Origin of the sequence: Rhodococcus sp. NPDC056960 (assembly GCF_042674125.1) — a bacterium.
Taxonomy (GTDB): domain Bacteria; phylum Actinomycetota; class Actinomycetes; order Mycobacteriales; family Mycobacteriaceae; genus Rhodococcus_F.
Map to the genome: position 1 here is coordinate 131,773 of NZ_JBHURF010000021.1, position 19,583 is coordinate 151,355.

The following is a 19,583-nucleotide window of genomic DNA, read 5'->3' on the forward strand; positions in this document are numbered from 1 at the left end:
CGGCCACCGTGCTCGCACCTGAGCGGCGCTCGCGCGCCGATCTCGTCGTCGCGGCCGGAATCGCACTCGCGGTGGTGGTCGCCATCACCGTGGTGTGGTTCCGCAGCGACGCCCGGGGTACCACTTCGGTCACCGCGGCCGAGCCGCCCGCCGCGGCCGTCACGGCCCTGACCGTGCCCGAGACGCTGAATCCGATCTGGGACTCCGCCAGCCCCGCCACGGCCGCACCCCTCGTCGTCGGCGGTGCGGCCGTCACGGCTGAGGGCGGAGCCGTCGTGGGACGCGACCGCATGTCGGGCACCGAACTGTGGCGGTACGAACGTGACCTCGCACTGTGCGGTGTGACGACGTCCTGGGACAAGGTCGTGGCCGTGTACCGCGACCATCGCGGATGCTCGCAGGTCACCGAACTCGACGGCGGCACCGGTCAGCGGCTGGCGCAGCGGAACAGCGACGCGGATGCCGCGGTGTCGGTGACCTCCGACGGCACCTATGTGGCGTCGCTCGGCGACAGCCGCCTGGAACTGTGGCGCTCCGACCTGGTGCGGACGGTGGAGTACGGCCGGGTGGACGCACCGGTGAATCCCAAGAAGCAGCCCCGCAGCGGGTGCACCCTGATCGACGCCGGTTCGAGCAGTAGCCGGCTCTCGGTTCTCGAGCGCTGTCCCGGCGAGGTGGCCGATCGCCTGACGGTCATGAACCCCTCGCCGAAGGACAACCAGGAACCCGATGAGTACGGCTCCAGCGTCCTCGCGGGTGTCGACGCCGGTGTCGAGGGTGCCCGCATCCTCGGGGTGTCGGGCGAGACGACGGCCGTGTATCTCCCCGCCGGGAAGACGTCCGGCCCGCGGATCGGCCTCTTCGACGGCACCGGCAACGCCGTGTCCGAGTACGCACTGTCCGGTCCGGTGGGATCGGACCCGGTCACCTCGACGGGCAGTTCGGTGATCACGTGGTGGACCGGTTCCGAAGTGGTGTCCCTCGGCACCTCCGACCTCGCCCCGCGCTGGGCCTTTCCGGGCGCTCTCGGTCCCGGTGCCGTGATGGCCGGCGACCTGCTGGTTCCGGTGGACTCCGGCATCGCCGTGCTCGACCTGTCGACCGGAGCCTTGCTGCGGACGATCCCCGTGGCGCGCGACACCCGGACCGGTCCGATCACCACGACCGTGGCCGGAGACGTCGTCCTCGAACAGCGTGCGGACAGGGTCGTGGCGTTGCGCTGACGCGACGGCTCACCCGGGTTCGGCGAACACGACGAGATAGCCGTCGAGGTCGCGGATCCAGATCTCGCGGTGTCCCGCACTGGGATTGACGTGCACGTCGGTGATCACGTCGGCACCCACTTCCCGCAGTCGCGCGACGGTCGCGTCGAATTCGGCGGCCTCGAACCAGATCGCCACCCCGTTGCCCCGCGGGAGTGCCGGATCACCGATGGTGCCGTGGTGGTGCCCCTCGTCGAGCCGGTGCAACTGCAGCACCATGTGCCCGTCGACGAGAAGTTGCTCGTAGTCGGGTCCACCGTGCCCGCTACGCGCGTCGAGGATGGTCCGATACCACTCGCCGGACCGTTCGACGTCGCCGACGGCGAGGAGCGGCTGAGCCCGAATCCTGGGGGTGTCGAGCCGGGGTGCGTCTGTCATGGTGAGAACGTTATCGCCGCGCCCTCCCCCGCACTTGGACGAATGAGCGCTCCACACCCGTCACCGGAACGTCGCGCGGTACGCGGTGGGTGAGACGCCGACCGTGCGCGAGAGGTGCTGTCGCAGCGACGTCGCCGTGCCGAAGCCCGCGGCCCCGGCCACGTCCTCGACCGGCAGATCGGTGTTCTCCAGCAGTTCACGCGCGCGCATGATCCGCTGTTCGAGAATCCACTGCGTCGGCGACATCCCCGTTTCGGCGCGGAATCGCCGCGTGAACGTACGCACGCTCATCGACTCCCCCGCGGCCAGCTCCCGCAGCGACAGCGGTTGATCGAGCCGGGTCAGTGCCCGGGCCCGCGCTCCCGCGGTCGACGCGCCGTCGGCCTCCGGGACGGGTTCGGTGATGAACTGTGCCTGACCACCGCTGCGGTGGGGCGGCACCACCGTTCCCCGCGCCACCTCGTTGGCCACCGACGCCCCGTGATCGACCCGAATCATGTACAGGCACAGATCGATTCCCGAGGCGACGCCCGCGGCGGTGAGGACTCCGCCGTCGTGGGTGTAGAGCACCCCGGGGTCGAGGCGAACGTGGGGGTAGAGCCGCCGGAACGCGTCGGCCGACTTCCAGTGCGTGGTGGCGCGCCGGTTGTCGAGGAGACCGGCCGCCGCGAGCACGAACGACCCGGTGCAGATCGACGCCATCCGGGTGCCGGTGCGAATGTGTGCGAAGGCGTCGGCGAGCGCGCGGGGCAGGCATCCGTCGTCGGGCGGGTCGTAGTCCTGGTCCGAGGCCGGGACCACGACGGTGTCGGCCGTGCCGAGCAGTGCGGGACCGTGCTCGACGGCGATCGTCACGTCGCTGTCGGTGCGGACGGCGCCGGGTGTGAGTGCGCACGTCAGGACTTCGTACAGCGGTTTGCCGTCCCGCGACCGCGCCTCCCCGAACAGGCGGTGGACGATGCCGAACTCGATCGGGAGAACGCCGTCACGCACGAATACGACCACGCGATGCGGACGCACGGCCGGCGGCGAGACTGCGATATCGGACATGGCCCGATTATTTCACATAGTGTCCCTCCGGCCACTGTCGCGACGGCATTCACGCACGCATGATCGGAGGAGTCACGACGACACGGAGCGGAAGGTGGACCATGAAGATCCTGTGGGTATCGGCGCATCCCGAGCCGAAGTCCCTCAACGCCGCACTGCGCGGTGACGCGCTCGCCGCGCTGCGCGAGGCGGGCCACGAGGCACGGACCTCCGACCTCTACGCGATGCGCTGGAACCCGGTGGTGACGGCAGCGGACTTCGGCCACGACCCACACCGTCGCCTCCGGGTCGGCGCGCGGTCGGGGCAGGCGTTGACCGAGGGAACCCTCGCCCCCGACATCCGGGCGGAACAGCGCAAGCTCGCCTGGGCAGACACGGTGATCGTGCAGTTCCCGCTGTGGTGGTACGGCATGCCCGCGATCCTCAAAGGCTGGTTCGACCGCGTCTTCGTCGAAGGGTACGGCTACGGTGTGCGCCGCACGGACGGTTCCACCCGGCGATACGGCGACGGCACCCTCGCGGGCAAGCGGGCGATGACGGTCGTCAGTTTCGGCGGCAGCGCGGACAGCGTCGGACCGCGCGGGATCAACGGCCAGATGGACGAGGTCCTGTTCCCGATCCATCACGGAATCTTCTGGTACACGGGGATGTCCGTGCTGCCGCCGGTCCTGATCGACAGCGCGGACCGACTGTCCGCCGACCACTACCCCGGCCTCGCGGCCCGGTTGATCGATCGCCTCGCCGGTCTGCCCGCCGACGCGCCGTTGCCGTTCCGTGCGCAAGACGGCGGCGACTACGACGACCGCTTCGTGCTGCGGGAAAATCTCGCCCCCGGGCTCACGGGAGTGCGCGCCCACTACGCGGTCCCCGGGTAACCGCTCTCAGGGATTCGAGGTGGAGTCCACACCCACCGAGCACTGCAACGTGTTCTAATTCACGACATGGCAACCTACGTGATCACCGGCGCGGCCTCGGGTATCGGAGCGGCGAGTCGCCGCCGACTCGAAGCCGCAGGCCACACCGTCCTCGGCGTCGACCGAGCGCAGACCGACGTGGTGGCGGACCTGTCGACCCCCGGCGGACGAGCCGCGGCCGCGGCCGCGGTCGACGACGCGACCGGGGGCGTCGTGGACGGTCTCGTCTGCTGCGCCGGACTGGGGTCGCTGTCCCACGTCCCGGGCGGCACACTCGTCGCCGTCAACTACTTCGGAGCCGTCGAACTGGTGACCGCCCTGAAGCCCGCCCTGCAACGCGCCGACGCCGCCTCGGTGGTGGTGATCTCGTCGAGCAGCACCACCACGCAACCGGGGATCCCCGACCATCTGGTGACCGCGTGCCTGGACGGCGACGAAGCGGAGGCGAGGCGCATCGGCGACGAGGTGACCGCGATCCCCGCGTACCCGGCTTCCAAGCTGGCGCTGGCCTGGTGGATCCGCCGTGAAGCCGTGCGACCCGAATGGATCGGCGCCGGGATACGGCTGAACGCGATCGCGCCGGGCATGATCGACACCCCGATGACCAGCGGAGACGATCTCGACCCCGAATTGGCGAAGGCGCTGGACTTCTACCCCGTGCCACTCGGCCGGCGCGGACGTCCGGACGAGATCGCCGCGCTCGTCGAATTCCTGCTCGGACCGGGGTCGACGCTGCTCTGCGGAAGCGTCGTCTTCGCCGACGGGGGCACGGATGCCCAGTTACGCCAACAGGATTGGCCCGCGGCGTGGAATCCCACGACGGAGGAACTTACTCGGCACTTCCAGGCGAAAACGTAGCGAGTTCCGATCCCGCCCAGTGCTTGGCGAGGTTCTCGGCCAGGTCCCGGTACGCCTGGGCGCCCTTGTTCTTCCGCCCCGCCAGGACGGTGGCGCCCGAGGCCGTCGCCTCCGCGAAACGCACCGTCCGCGGGATCGGCGGAGCGAGGACCGGCAGGTTGTAGCGGTCCGAGACGTCGGAGAGCACGTCGCGGCTATGGGTGGTGCGGGCGTCGTACAGCGTCGGCAGCGCGCCGAGCAGCACCAGGTCGGGGTTGGTGATCTGCTGCACCTCCGTGACCGTCCGCAGCAACTGCCCCACACCGCGGTGCGCGAGCGTCTCGCACTGCAGCGGCACCAGTACCGATTGCGCCGCCGTGAGCCCGTTGAGCGTGAGGACGCCGAGCGAGGGCGGGCAGTCGATGATGACGGTGTCGTAGTCGTCCAGCAGCGGCGCCAGAGCACGCTTGAGGGCGAACTCGCGACCGGGGCGCATGAGCAGCAACGCTTCCGCGCCCGCGAGATCGATCGTCGCCGGGAGCAGCGCCACACCGTCCTCGGTGTCGATCACCGCGTCCTGCGCCGCCAGATCGCCCGTCAGCACCTCGTGGACCGAGGCTTCCAAACGGTCGGGGTTGTGCCCGAGGGAGAACGTCAGACACCCCTGTGGGTCGAGGTCCACCACCAGAACCCTCTGCCCCAGCGCGACGAGGGCCGCACCGAGAGAGGCCACCGTGGTGGTCTTCGCGACCCCACCCTTCTGATTTGCCACTGCAAGAACCGTTGTCACGGCTCGATCCTTACCTACTTCGTCGCCGGAGGCGAGCCATACACGCAGATTGACTGACATGATGGATGGATGCCACCCAGTGATTCGCCGCGCGGCCGTCGGATCGTCCTCCTCCGACATGGCGAAACGGAGTGGGCCCGTTGGGGTAAACACACCGGTCGAACCGACGTCCACCTCACCGAACTGGGCGAATCCCAGGCGCGGGGGATCGGTCCGGCGATGGACGCACTCGAACTGCGCGACCCCCTCGTGATCGTCAGCCCGCGGCAACGCGCCCGGGAGACTGCGGAACTGGCGGGACTGAAGATTCAGCGCACCTGGGACGCCCTCGCCGAATGGGATTACGGCATCTACGAGGGCATGACGACCCCGGAGATCAGGCAGCAGGTGCCCGACTGGACCGTATGGACCCATCCCTGCCCGCGTGGGGAGCAGGCCGAACAGGTACACACCCGGTGCGACCTCGTGTTGTCCGTCGCGCATTCACAACTCGTCGACCGTGACGTGATCCTGGTCGGGCACGGGCACTTCTCCCGCGCGCTCATCGCCCGCTGGGCGGAACTTCCCGTCAGCGAGGGCCGCCGCTTCGCGATGGCGCCCGGCGCGTACTCCGTCCTCGGCTTCGAGCACGGGGCGCAACAGGTGATCAGCCACAACGTGACCACCGAGAAAGGTGCCCGATGATCAGACGCGCAGTGCCCGAGGACGTCGCCGCGATCACCGCCATGATCTACGAACTCGCCGATTATCAGAAGGCCCGCGACGAGTGCACCGTCACCGCCGAGCAGATGGACGACGCCCTGTTCGGTCCGCGGCCGTCGACGTTCGCCCACGTCGCCGTCAGTGACGACGACCGGGTGGTCGGAATCGCGGTCTGGTTCCGGAACTTCTCCACCTGGGACGGAACGCACGGCATCTACCTGGAGGACCTGTTCGTCAGCCCGTCCGAGCGCGGTTCGGGGCACGGCAAGGCCCTGCTCGCCACACTGGCGAAGGAGTGCGTCGACAACGGCTACACCCGGTTGTCGTGGTCGGTGATCAATTGGAACAAGCCGTCGATCGCGTTCTACGAGTCGCTGGACGCACACCCGCAGGACGAATGGACCACGTACCGGCTCACCGGGGATCCGCTCGGTCGCCTCGCCGCCGAGGTGAGCTAGCGGTCCGTCGGGTTATCGGCGTCGGCATCGGCGTCCTGCCCGTACTCGGCTGCCAGCCACTTCGACGTGGGACTGCTGAACAGGCACCCGAGGGCCGCCACCACGATGACGCCGAGGAGCACACCGAAGAACGGCTGGTGCGAATCGGTGAGCAGCGACCATGCCACCGGGAGCAGGAGCAGCTGGGCGACGATCGCGATGGCCCGTCCCCAGCGCCGGCCGAAGATCAGAGCGAGTCCGGCGGCGAGCACCGCGCCACCGAGAATCGCGAACCACGCCGCGGTTCCGTATCCACTGCTGACACTCTGGTCGTGTCCGAGCAGACCTCGAATCACCAGCACGACGGCCACGCCGACGGCGACCGCGCCCTCGAGCGCCACCAGGGCGCCCGCCGCGCGGACCGTGGTGGGCGTGGACTTGCGGAGAGACGGATTCGGCACGTCGGCCAGCCTAGAACACCCCGTCGCCATCGGCCTCGGGACGGTGACACCGTCTCCCCCGGCTAGGCTTGGGCCCCGTGCGCGCGCTGCTGATCGTCAACCCCAATGCCACGTCGACGACCCCGGCCGGGCGCGATCTCCTCGCCCACGCACTGTCGAGCCGCGTGCGATTGACGGTGGCGCACACGACTCACCGTGGCCATGCCGCCGAGCTGGCGCAGCAGGCGTGCGTGGACGGCATGGGCCTGATCATCATCCACGGCGGCGACGGCACCGTGAACGAGGTGGTCAACGGCCTGCTCGGCACCCCGGCACCGACATCTATGAGCGCGGTGACGGTGGGACCCATTCCCCCGATCGCCGTCGTTCCCGGCGGTTCCGCCAATGTCTTCGCCCGCTCGCTCGGCATCGCGCCCGACCCGGTGGACGCCACCAACCAGCTCATCGATCTCCTCGCCCGCAGGCAGCGGCGCCGGATCGGCCTCGCGCACTGTGACCACCGCTGGTTCACGTTCAACGCCGGCCTCGGCTGGGACGCCCAGGTGTGTGAGGCGGTCGACATGCACCGCGAGAACGGTCGCCCGGCCACACCGGCGCAGTACGTCCGCGCGGCGGTCCGGGTGTTCTTCCGATCGAAGTACGCCGACCCGACGCTCACCGTCGAGGTTCCCGATCGTGACCCGGTCGAGGGCGTTCATTACGCGTTCGTGTCGAACGCGAGTCCGTGGACCTATCTCAACAAGCGCGAAGTTCACACGAATCCCGACACCACGTACGACACCGGACTCGGCGTTTTCGCGATGAAGTCCACCGCGATCCTCACGACGCTGCGGGTGGCCCGGCAGCTGCTGACCCCCGGCACCCGCCCGAAGGCGAAGAAACTCGTCCGGGTCGACGACGTCCCCTGCGTGCGGATCTCCGCCACGGAGCCCATCGGACTCCAGATGGACGGCGATTACATCGGATTGCGCAAGGTGGTCGAGTTCGTGTCGGTACCGGACGCGCTGGACGTGGTCGCACCGGCTCGACCCTGAGCGCAACTCGGGAATACCCGTTTTCACCTAGCGGGAACTGCCTGCAGGAGGTACAAAGGACTGCGCACTTCGTAGGGCAGCCTAACTACGTGAGCTCCCCCACGGTGCGGCGGTTTTCTATTGACATCCCGCCAGTTCGTGAAAGCATTCACAAGCAACAGTGCGGAAACATTCTCTACGCACACATGAACTCACCAAGACGAAACGGTGCACGACGCACCCAGTTAAGGAGCAGAAGGATGGACTGGCGCCACAAGGCAATCTGTCGCGACGAAGACCCCGAGTTGTTCTTCCCTGTGGGCAACAGCGGTCCGGCTCTCGCGCAGATCGCCGATGCCAAGGTTGTCTGCAACCGCTGCCCGGTGACCGCCGATTGCCTCTCGTGGGCACTCGAGTCGGGCCAGGACGCCGGTGTGTGGGGCGGCATGAGCGAAGACGAGCGACGCGCACTCAAGCGCCGCAACGCTCGGACGCGTGCACGCACCACCGTCTGACACTTCAGAGGGAGACGGGCCCGGCACCACATGGTGCCGGGCCTTTTGCTTGCCCCGAGGCGATCAGTAGCGTGGTCCACGGCGCCCCAGCGGTACCCGCAACACGGCATCCGTTCCCCCCTCGGCCCCCGGATGCAATCCGAGGGAGCCGTTCAACTCGGCGGCCACCAGGGTCCGCACGATCTGCAGACCGAGGCGGTCGGACCGCTCCAGGCTGAATCCTGGCGGCAATCCCCTCCCGTCGTCGTGGATCACGACGTCCAGCCACCGCGCGGACCGTTCGGCCCGCATCGTGACCGTGCCCGGGGCGCCCGGTTCGAACGCATGCTCGATCGCGTTCTGCACGAGTTCGGTCAGCACCATCACCAGCGGCGTGGCCCGTTCCGCGGAGAACACCCCGAAACTGCCCTCCCGGCGGACCTTGATCGGCGTGCTCACCGTCGCCACGTCGGACAGGATCGGCACGAGACGGTCGACGACCTCGTCGAGGTCCACCTCCTCGTCCACCGACATCGACAACGTGTCGTGCACGAGGGCGATCGAGGTGACGCGGCGCACGGATTCGCTGAGCGCCTGCCGGGCCTCCTCGTTGTTGGTGCGGCGGGCTTGCAGTCGCAGCAGCGCCGCGACGGTCTGCAGGTTGTTCTTCACCCGGTGGTGGATCTCGCGGATCGTCGCGTCCTTGCTGAGCAGAGCACGATCCCGCCGCTTGACCTCGGTGACGTCGCGCACGACCACGGCGGCGCCGACCCGCTTCCCGCCGGGTTTGAGCACCAGCGCCCGGAGCAGGACCGTCGCCCCCCTGGCCTCGATCTCCATGCGGCGGCCGGGCTTGTCGGCGATCGTGTCGCGGATGTACCCGGCGACTTCCTGCGACTCGAACGGGTCCGTCACGAGCGACCGGGTGGTGGCGGCGAGGTTCTGACCGATCAGGTCCGAACTGAGACCCATCCGGTGATAGGCGGACAGCGCGTTGGGACTGGCATAGACCACGCTGCCGTCGGTGTCGAGGCGAATGAAACCGTCGCCGGCGCGGGGGCTCGAGTTGGTGTCCGAGCGCGCCTCGCGGATGGGGAAGGTGCCGTCACTGATCATCTGGCACAGATCCTCGGCGCAGTCGAGATACGCGACCTCGAGCGGGCTCTGCGCCCGCTGATGCGACAGGTTCGTGTCGCGGCTCAGGACGGCGATCACCTCACCGCCCCACCGCACCGGCACCGCTTCCCCGCGCGGCGGCAGGCCGGCGTGACCGCCGCCGGCCTCGGGCCGGACGACACTCCCCTGGACGAGTGCCTGCAGCACCTGCGGGTGTTCGGACTCCGACACGACCGTCCCGACGACATCCTCCGGGAACGCGGTCGACGCGGTGGTGGGCCTGCAGTGCGCGACACAGATCACGGTGCCGGCCGGGTCGGTGGCCGCGGAGTCCGTTCCGACCCAGAGCAGGACGTCCGCGAAGGAGAGGTCGGCGAGCAGCTGCCATTCGCCGACCACCCGCTGGAGATGGTCGACGGCCTCCCCCGGCAGGTCGGTGTGTTCGGCGAGCAGGTCGCTCAGTGTGGACATCGTCGGTGGTGTCAGCTCAGGAGATGACCGCGATCAGGTCGCCCTGCTGGATCACGTCGCCGACCTTGACGTCCACGGAGGTGACCGTGCCGGGCTCTTCGGCGATGACGGGGATCTCCATCTTCATCGACTCGAGGATGACGAGCGTGTCGCCTTCCTTCACCTCGTCACCCGCGCTCACCACAACCTGGTACACCGTCGAAACCATTTCGGCCCGCACGTCTTCTGCCATCGTGATCCTTCACTCCCGGGTGTCGAGAAAGCCCTGTTGCAAGGACACCCAACCACACGTGGAAGACTGTGGTGAAAAGAAGGGAGATCTACTCATGGGTAAGCGTGGTCGCAAGAAGCGCAGTCGCAAGGGCAACGCCGCAAACCACGGCAAGCGTCCCAACGCCTGACGCGCCGTAGAAACGCACCAGGGGCCGGAAAGCATCGCTGCTTTCCGGCCCCTGACTGCTGTTCTGACGGGTCAGTCCTCGGGATCGGTATTGGTGATGAGGATCGTCCGCCGCAATTCGATGGAGAGCCTCTGACGCAGGCTTTCCGGTGCGTGCTCGCCGCCGCACTTGCGGTTCACGAGGCTCTTCACCTTCTCCTCGATTCCGTACGCCTCGAGGCACGATCCGCACTCGTCGAGATGTCGCTGCAGCCGCGCCCTCGACGCCTCGTCGCATTCGCGGTCCAGCATCAGCCAGACGTCCGCGATGACGGCGGAGCAGTCGAGCTGCTCGAATTCGTCCTGCTCGCTCACCGGGAAACCTCCTGCTCCGAATTCACGACAGCGCCGGCGGGCACATCATCGGTGCCCCCACGATTGAATCCACGTTCACGCGCGACGTCCGCGAGGAGGCCTCGCAGCTGCTTGCGCCCCCGGTGCAGTCGCGACATCACGGTCCCGATGGGGGTGCCCATGATCTCGGCGATCTCCTTGTAGGGAAAACCCTCGACGTCGGCGTAGTAGACGGCCATCCGGAACTCCTCCGGCAGGGCTTGGAGCGCTTCCTTGATGTCGTCGTCGGGGAGCGCGTCGAGTGCCTCGACCTCCGCGGACCGCAGACCGGTCGACGAATGTTCCGCGGTCGCCGCCAACTGCCAGTCGGTGATCTCGTCGGTGGGGTACTGCGCGGGCTGGCGTTGCTTCTTGCGGTACGAGTTGATGTACGTGTTCGTGAGAATGCGGTACAGCCACGCCTTGAGATTGGTGCCCTCACGAAACGAACGGAACGCCGTGTAGGCCTTCACGTACGTTTCCTGCACGAGATCCTCGGCGTCGGCCGGGTTCCTGGTCATCCTCAGAGCAGCGCCGTACAGCTGATCCAGAAGTGGGAGCGCATCCCTTTCGAAACGCGCGATCAACTCGTCCTGTGGCTCGGCTTGTTCTGCCGTCGGACGGTCATGTTCCTGCACGCTGATCCCTTCGGTCGCCGTGGGCGTCAAGGTTACCGCCAACCGGAGACGCGACGTGGGCTCCATTACCGAGGACATCACGATACGGACCACTCCCTTCGATGCACGCTGATCTTCACCACGTACCAACACGCCTCCCGGCCGCAGTGTTCCCCGACCGCGTGGCACGGTGCCGGACCCGGGGTGGCACAGTGTCTGTCCATGGCCGGAACTGCCACTCCCGCGACGTCACTGCTCGACAAGCACCGCATCGTCCACGCCGTGCACAGCTACGCGCACGACGCGCGGGCTGACTCGTACGGTTCCGAGGCCGTCGACGCGCTGGGTGCCACCGTCGGTGTCACCGCCCACCAGGTGTTCAAGACGCTCGTGATCAAACTCGACACCGGCAAGCTGGCGGTCGCGGTGCTGCCGGTGCCGGAGAAACTGTCGCTGAAGGCGGCGGCGGCGGCGCTCGGCGCGGGAAAGGCCGTGATGGCGGACCGCGCCGAGGCCGAGCGGTCCACCGGGTACGTCTTCGGGGGCATCTCCCCGCTCGGCCAGCGCAAGCCTCTTCCGACGGTCGTCGACTCCTCGGCGCTCGACTGGGACCGGGTGCTGTGCAGCGCCGGCAGGCGCGGACTGGAGATCGAACTCGCGCCCGCCGACCTGGTACGGCTCAGCGGAGCCGTCACCGCGGCGGTCACAGCAGGCTGATCTGCTCCCCCACCTGCGCCTCGTCACGACCGGTGGCGTCCGGGTCGAGAAGTTCGGGTCCGTTGTTCTTCACGCTGTTCACCAGTGTGGACACCCGCCGGACCGTGATGTCGGCGATGGCGTCGGGTGATACCTCGAGCAGATCCGTCGACGCGGGGTGCTCGGGATCGAGCCACCCGGCCCAGCGGTCGCGGGGCATCACCAACGGCATCCGGTCGTGCACGTTCTCGAGCTGCGCAACGGAGTCGACCGTGATGATGCTGCAGCTCAGGACCGGGGGCGACTCCGCGACCGCGGGGTCGTGCCACACGGACCACAGCCCGGCCATGTACAGGCGGGAGCCGTCGTCCGGCGACATGTAATACGGAATCTTCTTCGCCTTGCCCGCCTTCTTCCCGGCGGGCGCCGGATCGACCTCCGTCTGCCACTCGTACCAGCCGTCCATCGGAACGAGGCAGCGCTTGTATTTGAAGGCGTTCCGGAATGCCGGTTTGGTGTCGACGGAATCCGCTCGCGCGTTGAACAGCACCGGCCCCTTGCCGAGTTCCTTCGTCCACGACGGGACGAGCCCCCACCGCATTCGCCGGATCCGGCGGGCGTCGTGACGGTCGACCACCGTCAGCACTTGAGTCGTCGGTGCGACGTTGTAGTCGGGCGGACTCTCGTCGTCGCCCGACTCGTCGATCGCATCGAGGTCGACCGCGAGTGTCGCCGGATTCGCAGTGGTCGCATACCTGCCGCACATGCCCACCAGAGTGGCACGAACCACCGACACCCGCGACACGCCGCCCACCCCGCCCGGCGGCCCGTCCGATAGGCGAAGATGGAGACCGTGAGCCTGAGCCTGTGGAACGCCCCCCGTGCCGAAGCGCCCGTCGTCGCGACGGTCGCCCTCCCCGGATCGAAGTCGATCACCAATCGCGCGCTGATCCTCGCCGCACTCGCGGACGGGCCGTCCACCCTCACCGGAGCACTGCGCAGCCGCGACACCGACCTCATGATCGACGCCCTCCGCACACTCGGAACAAGCATCGACACCGTCGATGCCGACACCACGCTGCGCGTCACACCGGGCCGGTTCCGGGGCGGTGCGGTCGACTGCGGGCTCGCCGGCACCGTGATGCGGTTCCTTCCGCCGGTCGCGGCACTCGCCGACGGAACCGTCCACTTCGACGGCGACGAGCAGGCCCGCACCCGCCCCCTCGACACCATCCTGAACGCGCTGCGCGGGCTCGGCGCGGACATCGACGGCGACTCCCTCCCCTTCACCGTGCGCGGCGCGGGCTCGCTTCGCGGTGGACGAGTCACCATCGACGCCTCGGGCTCGTCGCAGTTCGTCTCCGGGCTGCTGCTCTCGGCGGCCGCATTCGACGAGGGCGTCACGGTCCATCACGACGGCAAGACGGTCCCGTCGATGCCGCACATCGACATGACCGTCGACATGCTCCGCGAATCGGGTGTCGAGGTGTCGACCCCCGCGACCGGTGGCGAGGCCGACACGTGGCGGGTGAGCCCCGGCGTCGTGCGGGCGATCGACCGGGCGATCGAGCCCGACCTGTCCAACGCCACCGCCTTCCTGGCCGCCGCCGCCGTCACCGGCGGTGAGGTGACGGTCCCGCTGTGGCCGAGCCGGACGACGCAACCCGGCGACGCGATCCGCGAGATCCTGCTGGCGATGGGAGCGGACGTCCGGCTGGACGGGTCGAACCTGACGGTCCGCGGCCCGCAGAAGCTGACCGGGATCGACATCGATCTGCACGACGTGGGCGAACTCACCCCCACCGTCGCGGCACTCGCCGCTCTCGCCGACGGCACGTCCCACCTGCGCGGCATCGCGCACCTGCGCGGTCACGAGACCGACCGGCTGGCCGCTCTCGCGCACGAGATCAACGCGCTGGGCGGAAACGCCACCGAGACGGAGGACGGCCTCACCATCGTCCCGGCAGACCTGCACGGTGGGACGTGGCGCTCCTACGCCGACCACCGGATGGCGACCGCCGGGGCCATCGTCGGCCTGACGGTCGACGACATCCGGATCGAGGACGTCGGAACCACTGCCAAGACCCTTCCCGGGTTCGAGAACCTCTGGGCCACAATGCTGTCCGCAGGCACAGCGACCGAACGGAAGGCGAGCTTCTGAGCCGCAGGCAGTACGACGAGTCCGACGTCCGGGTGCGCCCGGGCCGAGGCACGCGTCCGCGCACCAAGACCCGGCCGGAACATCTCGCCGCGGAATCCGCGATGGTCGTCTCGGTCGACCGCGGCCGCTGGGGATGCGTGCTGGGCGGCGACCCCGAACGGCCCCTCGTCACGATGCGCGCCCGCGAACTGGGCCGCACCCCCATCGTGGTGGGCGACGAGGTGAGCGTCGTCGGCGATCTGTCCGGCAAACCCGACACCCTCGCCCGGATCGTCCGGGTGGCCGACCGCTCCACCGTGCTGCGGCGCACCGCCGACGACACCGATCCGTACGAACGGATCGTCGTGGCCAACGCCCAGCAGCTGCTGATCGTCGTGGCACTCGCCGACCCGCCGCCGCGAACCGGATTCGTCGAACGCGCACTGGTCGCCGCGTATGCCGGCGGGTTGAGCCCCATCGTGTGCCTGACGAAGAGCGACCTCGAGTCACCCGAGGAGTTCGCGAGCGCGTTCGCCGACCTCGACGTGCCCGTCGTCGTGGCCGGCCGTGACGATCCCGTCGACGAGGTCGTGTCGATGCTCTCCGGCCGGCTCACCGCGCTGATCGGTCATTCGGGGGTCGGAAAGTCGACTCTCGTCAACCGCCTCGTGCCCGACGCCGACCGCGCCGTCGGAGTGGTCTCCGGCGTCGGCAAGGGCCGCCACACCTCCACGCAGTCGGTCGCGCTGCCGCTGCCGGATGGCGGCTGGGTCATCGACACGCCGGGTATCCGCTCGTTCGGGCTGGCCCACATCTCCCCGGAGAACGTGGTGGCCGCGTTCTCCGACCTGGCTGCGGCCATCGAGGACTGTCCGCGAGGGTGCACCCATCTCGGCCCTCCGGCAGACCCGGAGTGCGCTCTCGACCAGCTCGCGGGGAAGGCCGCCAAACGCGTAGGCGCGGTCCGTCACCTCCTCACGGCCATCGCGTCCAACGAAGCCTGGTGAGGGACGAACCGCGCCTGTAGCGGAGCCTTCTAGCGGGAGAGCAGCGCGCGCAGACCGCGACGCTTGCGGGTGCGCTTGATCGCGCTACCCAGCCCCTGGCGGCGGCCGGTCACGGGATCGATTGTCGCCGTGGTGTTTCCACCGAACTTGCGCTCCGACGCCGTCTCCGGTGCGTCGTCCGCCGTCGCCTTGAGGTACTTGTTCGGCAGCGACAGCTTGGCGATGGTGCGCCACGACTTCGCGTACTGCACCAGGAACGGTCCGGTGGTGTACGGCAGGTCGTACTTCTCGCACAGTTCCCGCACCCGGACGGCGATCTCCGCGTAGCGGTTGCTCGGCAGGTCGGGGAACAGGTGGTGCTCGATCTGGTAGCTGAGGTTGCCGGACATGAAGTCCATGACCCTGCTGCCCTCGATGTTCGCGCTACCGAGCATCTGCCGGAGGTACCACTCGGCCGGCGTCTCCTTGTCGATGTCCGCCTTGGTGAACTTCTCCGCGCCGTCCGGGAAGTGCCCGCAGAAGATGATGGCGTTGGTCCACACGTTGCGGATCACGTTGGCCGTCAAGTTGGCGGTGAGCGTGCTCTTCCACGCGGGGCCGGTGATCGCGGGGTGGATCACGTAGTCCTTGAGGATCTGCTTGCCGATCTTCTCGCCGACCTCGCGCAGCTTGCGCTGCGTCTCCTCCTTCGGCACGCGCCCCTTGGCGACCTTGCCGAGTTCGAGGTGCTGCGCCGCGACGCCGTACTGGAACATCAGTGCCAGCAGCGTGTTGTAGACCAGGTTGCCCGCGTTGAACGGCTTCCACCGCTGGTCGCGGGTCACCCGGAGCAGTCCGTATCCGACGTCGTCGTCCATGCCGAGGACGTTGGTGTACTTGTGGTGCAGGTAGTTGTGCGTCTGCTTCCAGTGCGCGGACGGGCCCGTGTTGTCCCACTCCCACGAGGTGGAGTGCACTTCCGGGTCGTTCATCCAGTCCCACTGGCCGTGCATCACGTTGTGGCCGAGTTCCATGTTCTCGATGATCTTCGAGACACCGAGCATGCCTGCGCCGAGCAGCCATGCGGGACGCCGGCGGCTCGCGAAGAGCACCGCGCGGCCACCGATCTCGAGTCCGCGCTGCAGTCTGATGGTGTTGCGCACGTATCGCGCGTCGCGCTCCCCGCGCGACTCCTCGATATCGCGGCGGATCGCATCCAACTCGCGCCCGAGCGCCTCGACATCGGCTTCGGTGAGATGTGCGTATTCCTTGACATCTGCAATCGCCATGGGGGACCTCCTCCTGGCTGGGTCGACAGTTCACACCCGATAGGCGCTGACTTGACCTACCGTACCGTAAGTTACGACACCGTAGGTTACCTGAGTGTAGGTGTGAGTGAAATCACCGACGGCGGCGAGGAATCTTGGCCTCGGCGCGGGCGCGCAGCGCCGACAGCAGACCCCGGCGCTGTCCCGTGACGGGGTCCGTGCGCAGCGTCTCGACCATCGCCGCACCCGCATCGCGGGCGTCGCGGAACTTGCGCTCCGACGACGTCTCGGGGGCGTCGTCGGCCGTCGCCCGCAGGAAGCGATCGGGCAGCGCGAGCTTGTGGATCGTGCGCAGAGCCAGCAGGTACTGCTTCGCGAGCGAACCCGTGGTGTACGGCAGGTCGTACTTCTCGCACAGCGCCCGCACCTTCACGGCGATCTCCGGATACCGGTTGCTGGGCAGGTCCGGGAACAGATGGTGCTCGATCTGGTAGCTGAGGTTGCCGCTCATGAAGCCCATGATCTTGCCGGAATCGAAATTGGCGCTGCCCAGCATCTGCCGGAGATACCACTCGTGACGGGTCTCGTTCTCGTACTCCGCGACGGTGAACTTCTCGGCACCGTCCGGGAAGTGGCCGCAGAAGATCACGACGTACGCCCACAGATTCCGGACGAGGTTGGCCGCGGTGTTCGCCGACAGCGTCGACTTCCAGGCCGGGCCCGCGAGCAGCGGGAACAAGAAGAAATCCTTGCCGACCTGCCGGAAGATTTTGCGGGCGAAATCCTTGTTGGCCTGGGAATTGAGCTGACCCTTCTCCGCGCCCTCGAGTTCGGCCGCGAAGGTGAGGTCGTGGAGCGCGATCCCCCACTCGAACGTGGCGGCGAGGATGATGTTCGCGAAGGGCTGCAGCAGATTGATCGGCCGCCACTCCTCGTCGCGGGTCATCCGCAGAATTCCGAAACCGACGTCGGAGTCCATCCCCACGATGTTGGTGAACGTGTGGTGGGAGTAGTTGTGAGCCCGCTTCCAGTGTTCCGAGGGACCCGTCTGATCCCACTCCCACGACATGGAATGGATCTCCGGATCGTTCATCCAGTCCCACTGGCCGTGCATCACGTTGTGGCCGAGCTCCATGTTCTCGATGATCTTCGAGAGGGAGAGCATGGCGGTGCCCGCGACCCACGCCGGCCGGTACCGGCTCCCGAACAACGCGAGCCGGCCACCGAGCTCGAGCAATCGCTGAGCCCGGATGGCCCGGCGGATGTAGCGGGCGTCGCGGACGCCTCGCGAATCCTCCACGTCGAGCCGGATCGCATCCAACTCACGCCCGAGCGATTCGATGTCCGCTTCGGTCAGATGCGCGAACTCTTTGATGTCGGTGATCGCCACCGTGCTCCTCCGTCTGGTGAGAGTCCGAGAATAGCGGAGTCAGGTGAACAACACGCTCACGCTCACGCGTCGAGCGTGCAGTCCCCTGCCGCCGCGGAGATGCACGTCTGGACTCGGTCACCTTCGGCATGCTGCTTGCCGGACCTCAGGTCGATGGCGTGCCCGGCGAGGATCGGCACGACACAGGTCTGACAGATACCCATCCGGCATCCGAACGGCATCAGCGCACCGACCTGCTCCCCTGCCTCGAGGAGCGTGGTGGCGCCGTCGATGGTGACGGTCTTGTCGGCCTTGGCGAACGTCACCGTTCCACCCTCGCCCGACGTATCGGCCCGGGAGACGGCGAACCGCTCGAGGTGCAGCTTGTCCTCGATGTTCTCGTCGCGCCACAGCGTCTCGATCTCGTCGAGCATCGGCAGTGGCCCGCACGCCCACGTCTGACGTTCACGCCAGTCGGGACACACCTCGTCGAGCGAGGACAGCGCGAACTTGCCCTGGCTGCGGGTGAGCTGGATCTTGCACCGGAAGTCGTCGTGCTCTTCGTGGAGCTGGGTGAGCTCGTCGGCGAACATCACGTCGGCGTCGGTCGGCGCGGAGTGGACATGGAAAACGTCCGGGAGTTGACCGCGGCGGTTCATCGTCCGGAGCATCGCCATGACGGGGGTGATACCGCTTCCGGCGGTGAGGAACAGGATCCGCTGCGGCGGCGGGTCGGGCAGCGCGAAGTTGCCGGTGGGGGTCGCGAGCCGCACGATCGTGCCCGACGGCACACCGTTGACGAGGTGACTCGACAGGAACCCTTCGGGCATCGCCTTGACCGCGATCGAGATGAGCTTGTCGTCCCAGTTCGGCGGCGATGTGAGCGAGTACGAACGCCAGTGCCAGCGACCGTCGACGTGCAGGCCGATGCCGATGTACTGGCCCGGCTCGTAGTCGAAGTCGAATCCCCAGCCCGGCTTGATGACGATCGTGGCCGAATCGGCCGTCTCGGCGCGCACCTCGAGGATCTGCCCACGCAGTTCGCGGGCCGACCACAGCGGGTTGGCCAGGTGCAGGTAGTCGTCGGGCAGCAACGGCGTCGTGAACCGGGCAGCCGCGCCGCGCAACCAATTGAGCTTGGACCGCTTGGCGGGCACGACCGCTGCTGCGGGCGCCTCGATCCAATCCTTCAGACCCATCCGACCTCCACCTTTTCCGTCATCACCTACGCTACCGTAGGTTCTCAAGTTACGGTACCGTAGGTTACCCCGAGGTAAGAGGACGCGCCCGGTCAGAGCAGTTCGAGAAGGAACGGAAGCTCCTGGGTGGCGTACCACGCCAGAACATGATCCTCCGCGTCACCGAGGACGAACTCCGCATCCGGATCGCCCAGATCGGCCTCGTCGATCGCCGACACGGCCCGCTCGATGTCGGGTTCCGCCTCCGCGAGATCCACATGCACCGACGCAACCCGGCCGATCGTCACAGGAGCCGGCAGCCGCACCACCGCGTCGTCGAGATCCGGCCGCGGCGTCACGTCGTCCACGTCCGCGGCGATCACGGCGCGCCGGAAGCGGACACCGTCGGTTCCGCCCTCCGCGACCCGGCCCGCGATCAGACGGAGCGAGGCCCGGGCGGCTTCCGCCATCGCGACCTCGGCCAGTTCGTCGTCGTCTCCCGACGAGTACGCCTCACGGAGGGTGGCGGTGACGGCGAAGGCGGTACGGCTCATCGGGTCGAATTCCTGGTCGGCCACGAGCTGCTGGAGGATCTCGATCGTCGCGGGAACGTACACCCTCGTCATGCGACA

23 protein-coding genes and 1 pseudogene are annotated in these 19,583 nt (G+C 68.0%); 11 read left to right on the top strand and 13 right to left on the bottom strand.

What is annotated here, in order from left to right; genetic code table 11:
* Positions 1-8 precede the first annotated feature (8 nt).
* Positions 9-1,223: a hypothetical protein gene (locus tag ACFTWF_RS30150; RefSeq protein ID WP_378464776.1), complete on the top strand. Its 1,215-nt coding sequence runs from the start codon at positions 9-11 to the stop codon at positions 1,221-1,223.
* A gap of 9 nt (positions 1,224-1,232) precedes the next feature.
* On the opposite strand, the gene ACFTWF_RS30155 is transcribed toward ACFTWF_RS30150, so the two are convergent.
* Together ACFTWF_RS30155 and ACFTWF_RS30160 are read right to left on the bottom strand one after the other, a co-directional pair.
* Positions 1,233-1,640 (bottom strand): VOC family protein, encoded by a 408-nt coding sequence (locus ACFTWF_RS30155; RefSeq protein WP_378464777.1) that lies wholly within the window; start codon positions 1,638-1,640, stop codon positions 1,233-1,235.
* Between the two features lie 60 nt (positions 1,641-1,700).
* Positions 1,701-2,690, bottom strand: coding sequence for a GlxA family transcriptional regulator (locus tag ACFTWF_RS30160; RefSeq protein ID WP_378464778.1), 990 nt, complete (start codon positions 2,688-2,690; stop codon positions 1,701-1,703).
* 101 nt (positions 2,691-2,791) lie between these two features.
* On the opposite strand from ACFTWF_RS30160, the pseudogene ACFTWF_RS30165 reads away from it, so the two are divergent.
* A pseudogene (locus ACFTWF_RS30165) lies at positions 2,792-3,623 on the top strand (NAD(P)H-dependent oxidoreductase).
* 8 nt (positions 3,624-3,631) lie between these two features.
* Positions 3,632-4,462: an SDR family oxidoreductase gene (locus ACFTWF_RS30170; protein WP_378464779.1), complete on the top strand. Its 831-nt coding sequence runs from the start codon at positions 3,632-3,634 to the stop codon at positions 4,460-4,462.
* On the opposite strand, the gene ACFTWF_RS30175 is transcribed toward ACFTWF_RS30170, so the two are convergent.
* Positions 4,434-5,231 (bottom strand): ParA family protein, encoded by a 798-nt coding sequence (locus tag ACFTWF_RS30175; protein ID WP_378464780.1) that lies wholly within the window; start codon positions 5,229-5,231, stop codon positions 4,434-4,436. The two genes, ACFTWF_RS30170 and ACFTWF_RS30175, sit on opposite strands and share 29 nt — an antisense overlap.
* A 69-nt stretch (positions 5,232-5,300) precedes the next feature.
* Here ACFTWF_RS30175 and ACFTWF_RS30180 point away from each other — a divergent pair, with 69 nt between their 5' ends.
* Both ACFTWF_RS30180 and ACFTWF_RS30185 read left to right on the top strand, forming a co-directional pair.
* Entirely contained in the window at positions 5,301-5,915 is a 615-nt protein-coding gene (locus ACFTWF_RS30180; RefSeq protein ID WP_378464781.1) for an acid phosphatase, read from the top strand.
* Positions 5,912-6,391, top strand: coding sequence for a GNAT family N-acetyltransferase (locus tag ACFTWF_RS30185; RefSeq protein ID WP_378464782.1), 480 nt, complete (start codon positions 5,912-5,914; stop codon positions 6,389-6,391). Before ACFTWF_RS30180 ends, ACFTWF_RS30185 begins: the two co-directional genes overlap by 4 nt.
* Here ACFTWF_RS30185 and ACFTWF_RS30190 read toward each other — a convergent pair.
* Entirely contained in the window at positions 6,388-6,831 is a 444-nt protein-coding gene (locus ACFTWF_RS30190) for a hypothetical protein (protein ID WP_378464783.1), read from the bottom strand. The genes ACFTWF_RS30185 and ACFTWF_RS30190 overlap by 4 nt on opposite strands.
* A 77-nt stretch (positions 6,832-6,908) precedes the next feature.
* Here ACFTWF_RS30190 and ACFTWF_RS30195 point away from each other — a divergent pair, with 77 nt between their 5' ends.
* Both ACFTWF_RS30195 and ACFTWF_RS30200 read left to right on the top strand, forming a co-directional pair.
* Entirely contained in the window at positions 6,909-7,865 is a 957-nt protein-coding gene (locus ACFTWF_RS30195; RefSeq protein ID WP_378464784.1) for a diacylglycerol/lipid kinase family protein, read from the top strand.
* A gap of 239 nt (positions 7,866-8,104) precedes the next feature.
* Complete coding sequence (locus ACFTWF_RS30200; protein WP_073359278.1) at positions 8,105-8,359, top strand: WhiB family transcriptional regulator; 255 nt, start codon at positions 8,105-8,107, stop codon at positions 8,357-8,359.
* Positions 8,360-8,422: 63 nt separating this feature from the next.
* Here the strand turns inward: ACFTWF_RS30200 and ACFTWF_RS30205 are convergent, their stop codons facing one another.
* Together ACFTWF_RS30205 and ACFTWF_RS30210 are read right to left on the bottom strand one after the other, a co-directional pair.
* Entirely contained in the window at positions 8,423-9,925 is a 1,503-nt protein-coding gene (locus tag ACFTWF_RS30205) for a sensor histidine kinase (protein ID WP_378464785.1), read from the bottom strand.
* Between the two features lie 16 nt (positions 9,926-9,941).
* Entirely contained in the window at positions 9,942-10,157 is a 216-nt protein-coding gene (locus ACFTWF_RS30210; protein WP_005240095.1) for a biotin/lipoyl-binding carrier protein, read from the bottom strand.
* 94 nt (positions 10,158-10,251) lie between these two features.
* Between ACFTWF_RS30210 and ACFTWF_RS30215 the strand changes: the two genes are divergently transcribed.
* Entirely contained in the window at positions 10,252-10,326 is a 75-nt protein-coding gene (locus ACFTWF_RS30215) for a 50S ribosomal protein bL37 (protein WP_022597109.1), read from the top strand.
* Positions 10,327-10,397: 71 nt separating this feature from the next.
* On the opposite strand, the gene rsrA is transcribed toward ACFTWF_RS30215, so the two are convergent.
* The gene (rsrA, locus tag ACFTWF_RS30220) at positions 10,398-10,679 is read right to left on the bottom strand and encodes a mycothiol system anti-sigma-R factor (RefSeq protein ID WP_378464786.1); all 282 of its coding nucleotides are present in this window, start codon (positions 10,677-10,679) and stop codon (positions 10,398-10,400) included.
* Entirely contained in the window at positions 10,676-11,413 is a 738-nt protein-coding gene (locus ACFTWF_RS30225) for a sigma-70 family RNA polymerase sigma factor (RefSeq protein ID WP_378464830.1), read from the bottom strand. The genes rsrA and ACFTWF_RS30225 overlap by 4 nt, the downstream gene beginning before the upstream one ends.
* 123 nt (positions 11,414-11,536) lie before the next feature.
* Here ACFTWF_RS30225 and ybaK point away from each other — a divergent pair, with 123 nt between their 5' ends.
* Positions 11,537-12,031: a Cys-tRNA(Pro) deacylase gene (gene ybaK, locus ACFTWF_RS30230; RefSeq protein WP_378464787.1), complete on the top strand. Its 495-nt coding sequence runs from the start codon at positions 11,537-11,539 to the stop codon at positions 12,029-12,031.
* On the opposite strand, the gene ACFTWF_RS30235 is transcribed toward ybaK, so the two are convergent.
* The gene (locus ACFTWF_RS30235; RefSeq protein ID WP_378464831.1) at positions 12,018-12,776 is read right to left on the bottom strand and encodes an SOS response-associated peptidase; all 759 of its coding nucleotides are present in this window, start codon (positions 12,774-12,776) and stop codon (positions 12,018-12,020) included. The genes ybaK and ACFTWF_RS30235 overlap by 14 nt on opposite strands.
* A 78-nt stretch (positions 12,777-12,854) precedes the next feature.
* Between ACFTWF_RS30235 and aroA the strand changes: the two genes are divergently transcribed.
* Together aroA and rsgA are read left to right on the top strand one after the other, a co-directional pair.
* Positions 12,855-14,171, top strand: a complete 1,317-nt coding sequence (gene aroA, locus ACFTWF_RS30240; protein ID WP_378464788.1) for a 3-phosphoshikimate 1-carboxyvinyltransferase — start codon at positions 12,855-12,857, stop codon at positions 14,169-14,171.
* Complete coding sequence (gene rsgA, locus ACFTWF_RS30245; RefSeq protein ID WP_378464832.1) at positions 14,117-15,157, top strand: ribosome small subunit-dependent GTPase A; 1,041 nt, start codon at positions 14,117-14,119, stop codon at positions 15,155-15,157. The genes aroA and rsgA overlap by 55 nt, the downstream gene beginning before the upstream one ends.
* 29 nt (positions 15,158-15,186) lie before the next feature.
* Here the strand turns inward: rsgA and ACFTWF_RS30250 are convergent, their stop codons facing one another.
* The 4 genes from ACFTWF_RS30250 to ACFTWF_RS30265 form a co-directional block, all read right to left on the bottom strand.
* A complete protein-coding gene (locus ACFTWF_RS30250; protein ID WP_378464789.1) occupies positions 15,187-16,425 on the bottom strand; it encodes a fatty acid desaturase family protein in 1,239 nt (412 codons plus the stop codon).
* A gap of 112 nt (positions 16,426-16,537) precedes the next feature.
* Positions 16,538-17,794, bottom strand: a complete 1,257-nt coding sequence (locus ACFTWF_RS30255; RefSeq protein WP_378464790.1) for a fatty acid desaturase family protein — start codon at positions 17,792-17,794, stop codon at positions 16,538-16,540.
* 62 nt (positions 17,795-17,856) lie between these two features.
* The gene (locus tag ACFTWF_RS30260; protein ID WP_378464791.1) at positions 17,857-18,972 is read right to left on the bottom strand and encodes a ferredoxin reductase; all 1,116 of its coding nucleotides are present in this window, start codon (positions 18,970-18,972) and stop codon (positions 17,857-17,859) included.
* Between the two features lie 92 nt (positions 18,973-19,064).
* Entirely contained in the window at positions 19,065-19,577 is a 513-nt protein-coding gene (locus ACFTWF_RS30265; protein WP_378464792.1) for a DUF6912 family protein, read from the bottom strand.
* Between the last annotated feature and the right edge of the window lie 6 nt (positions 19,578-19,583).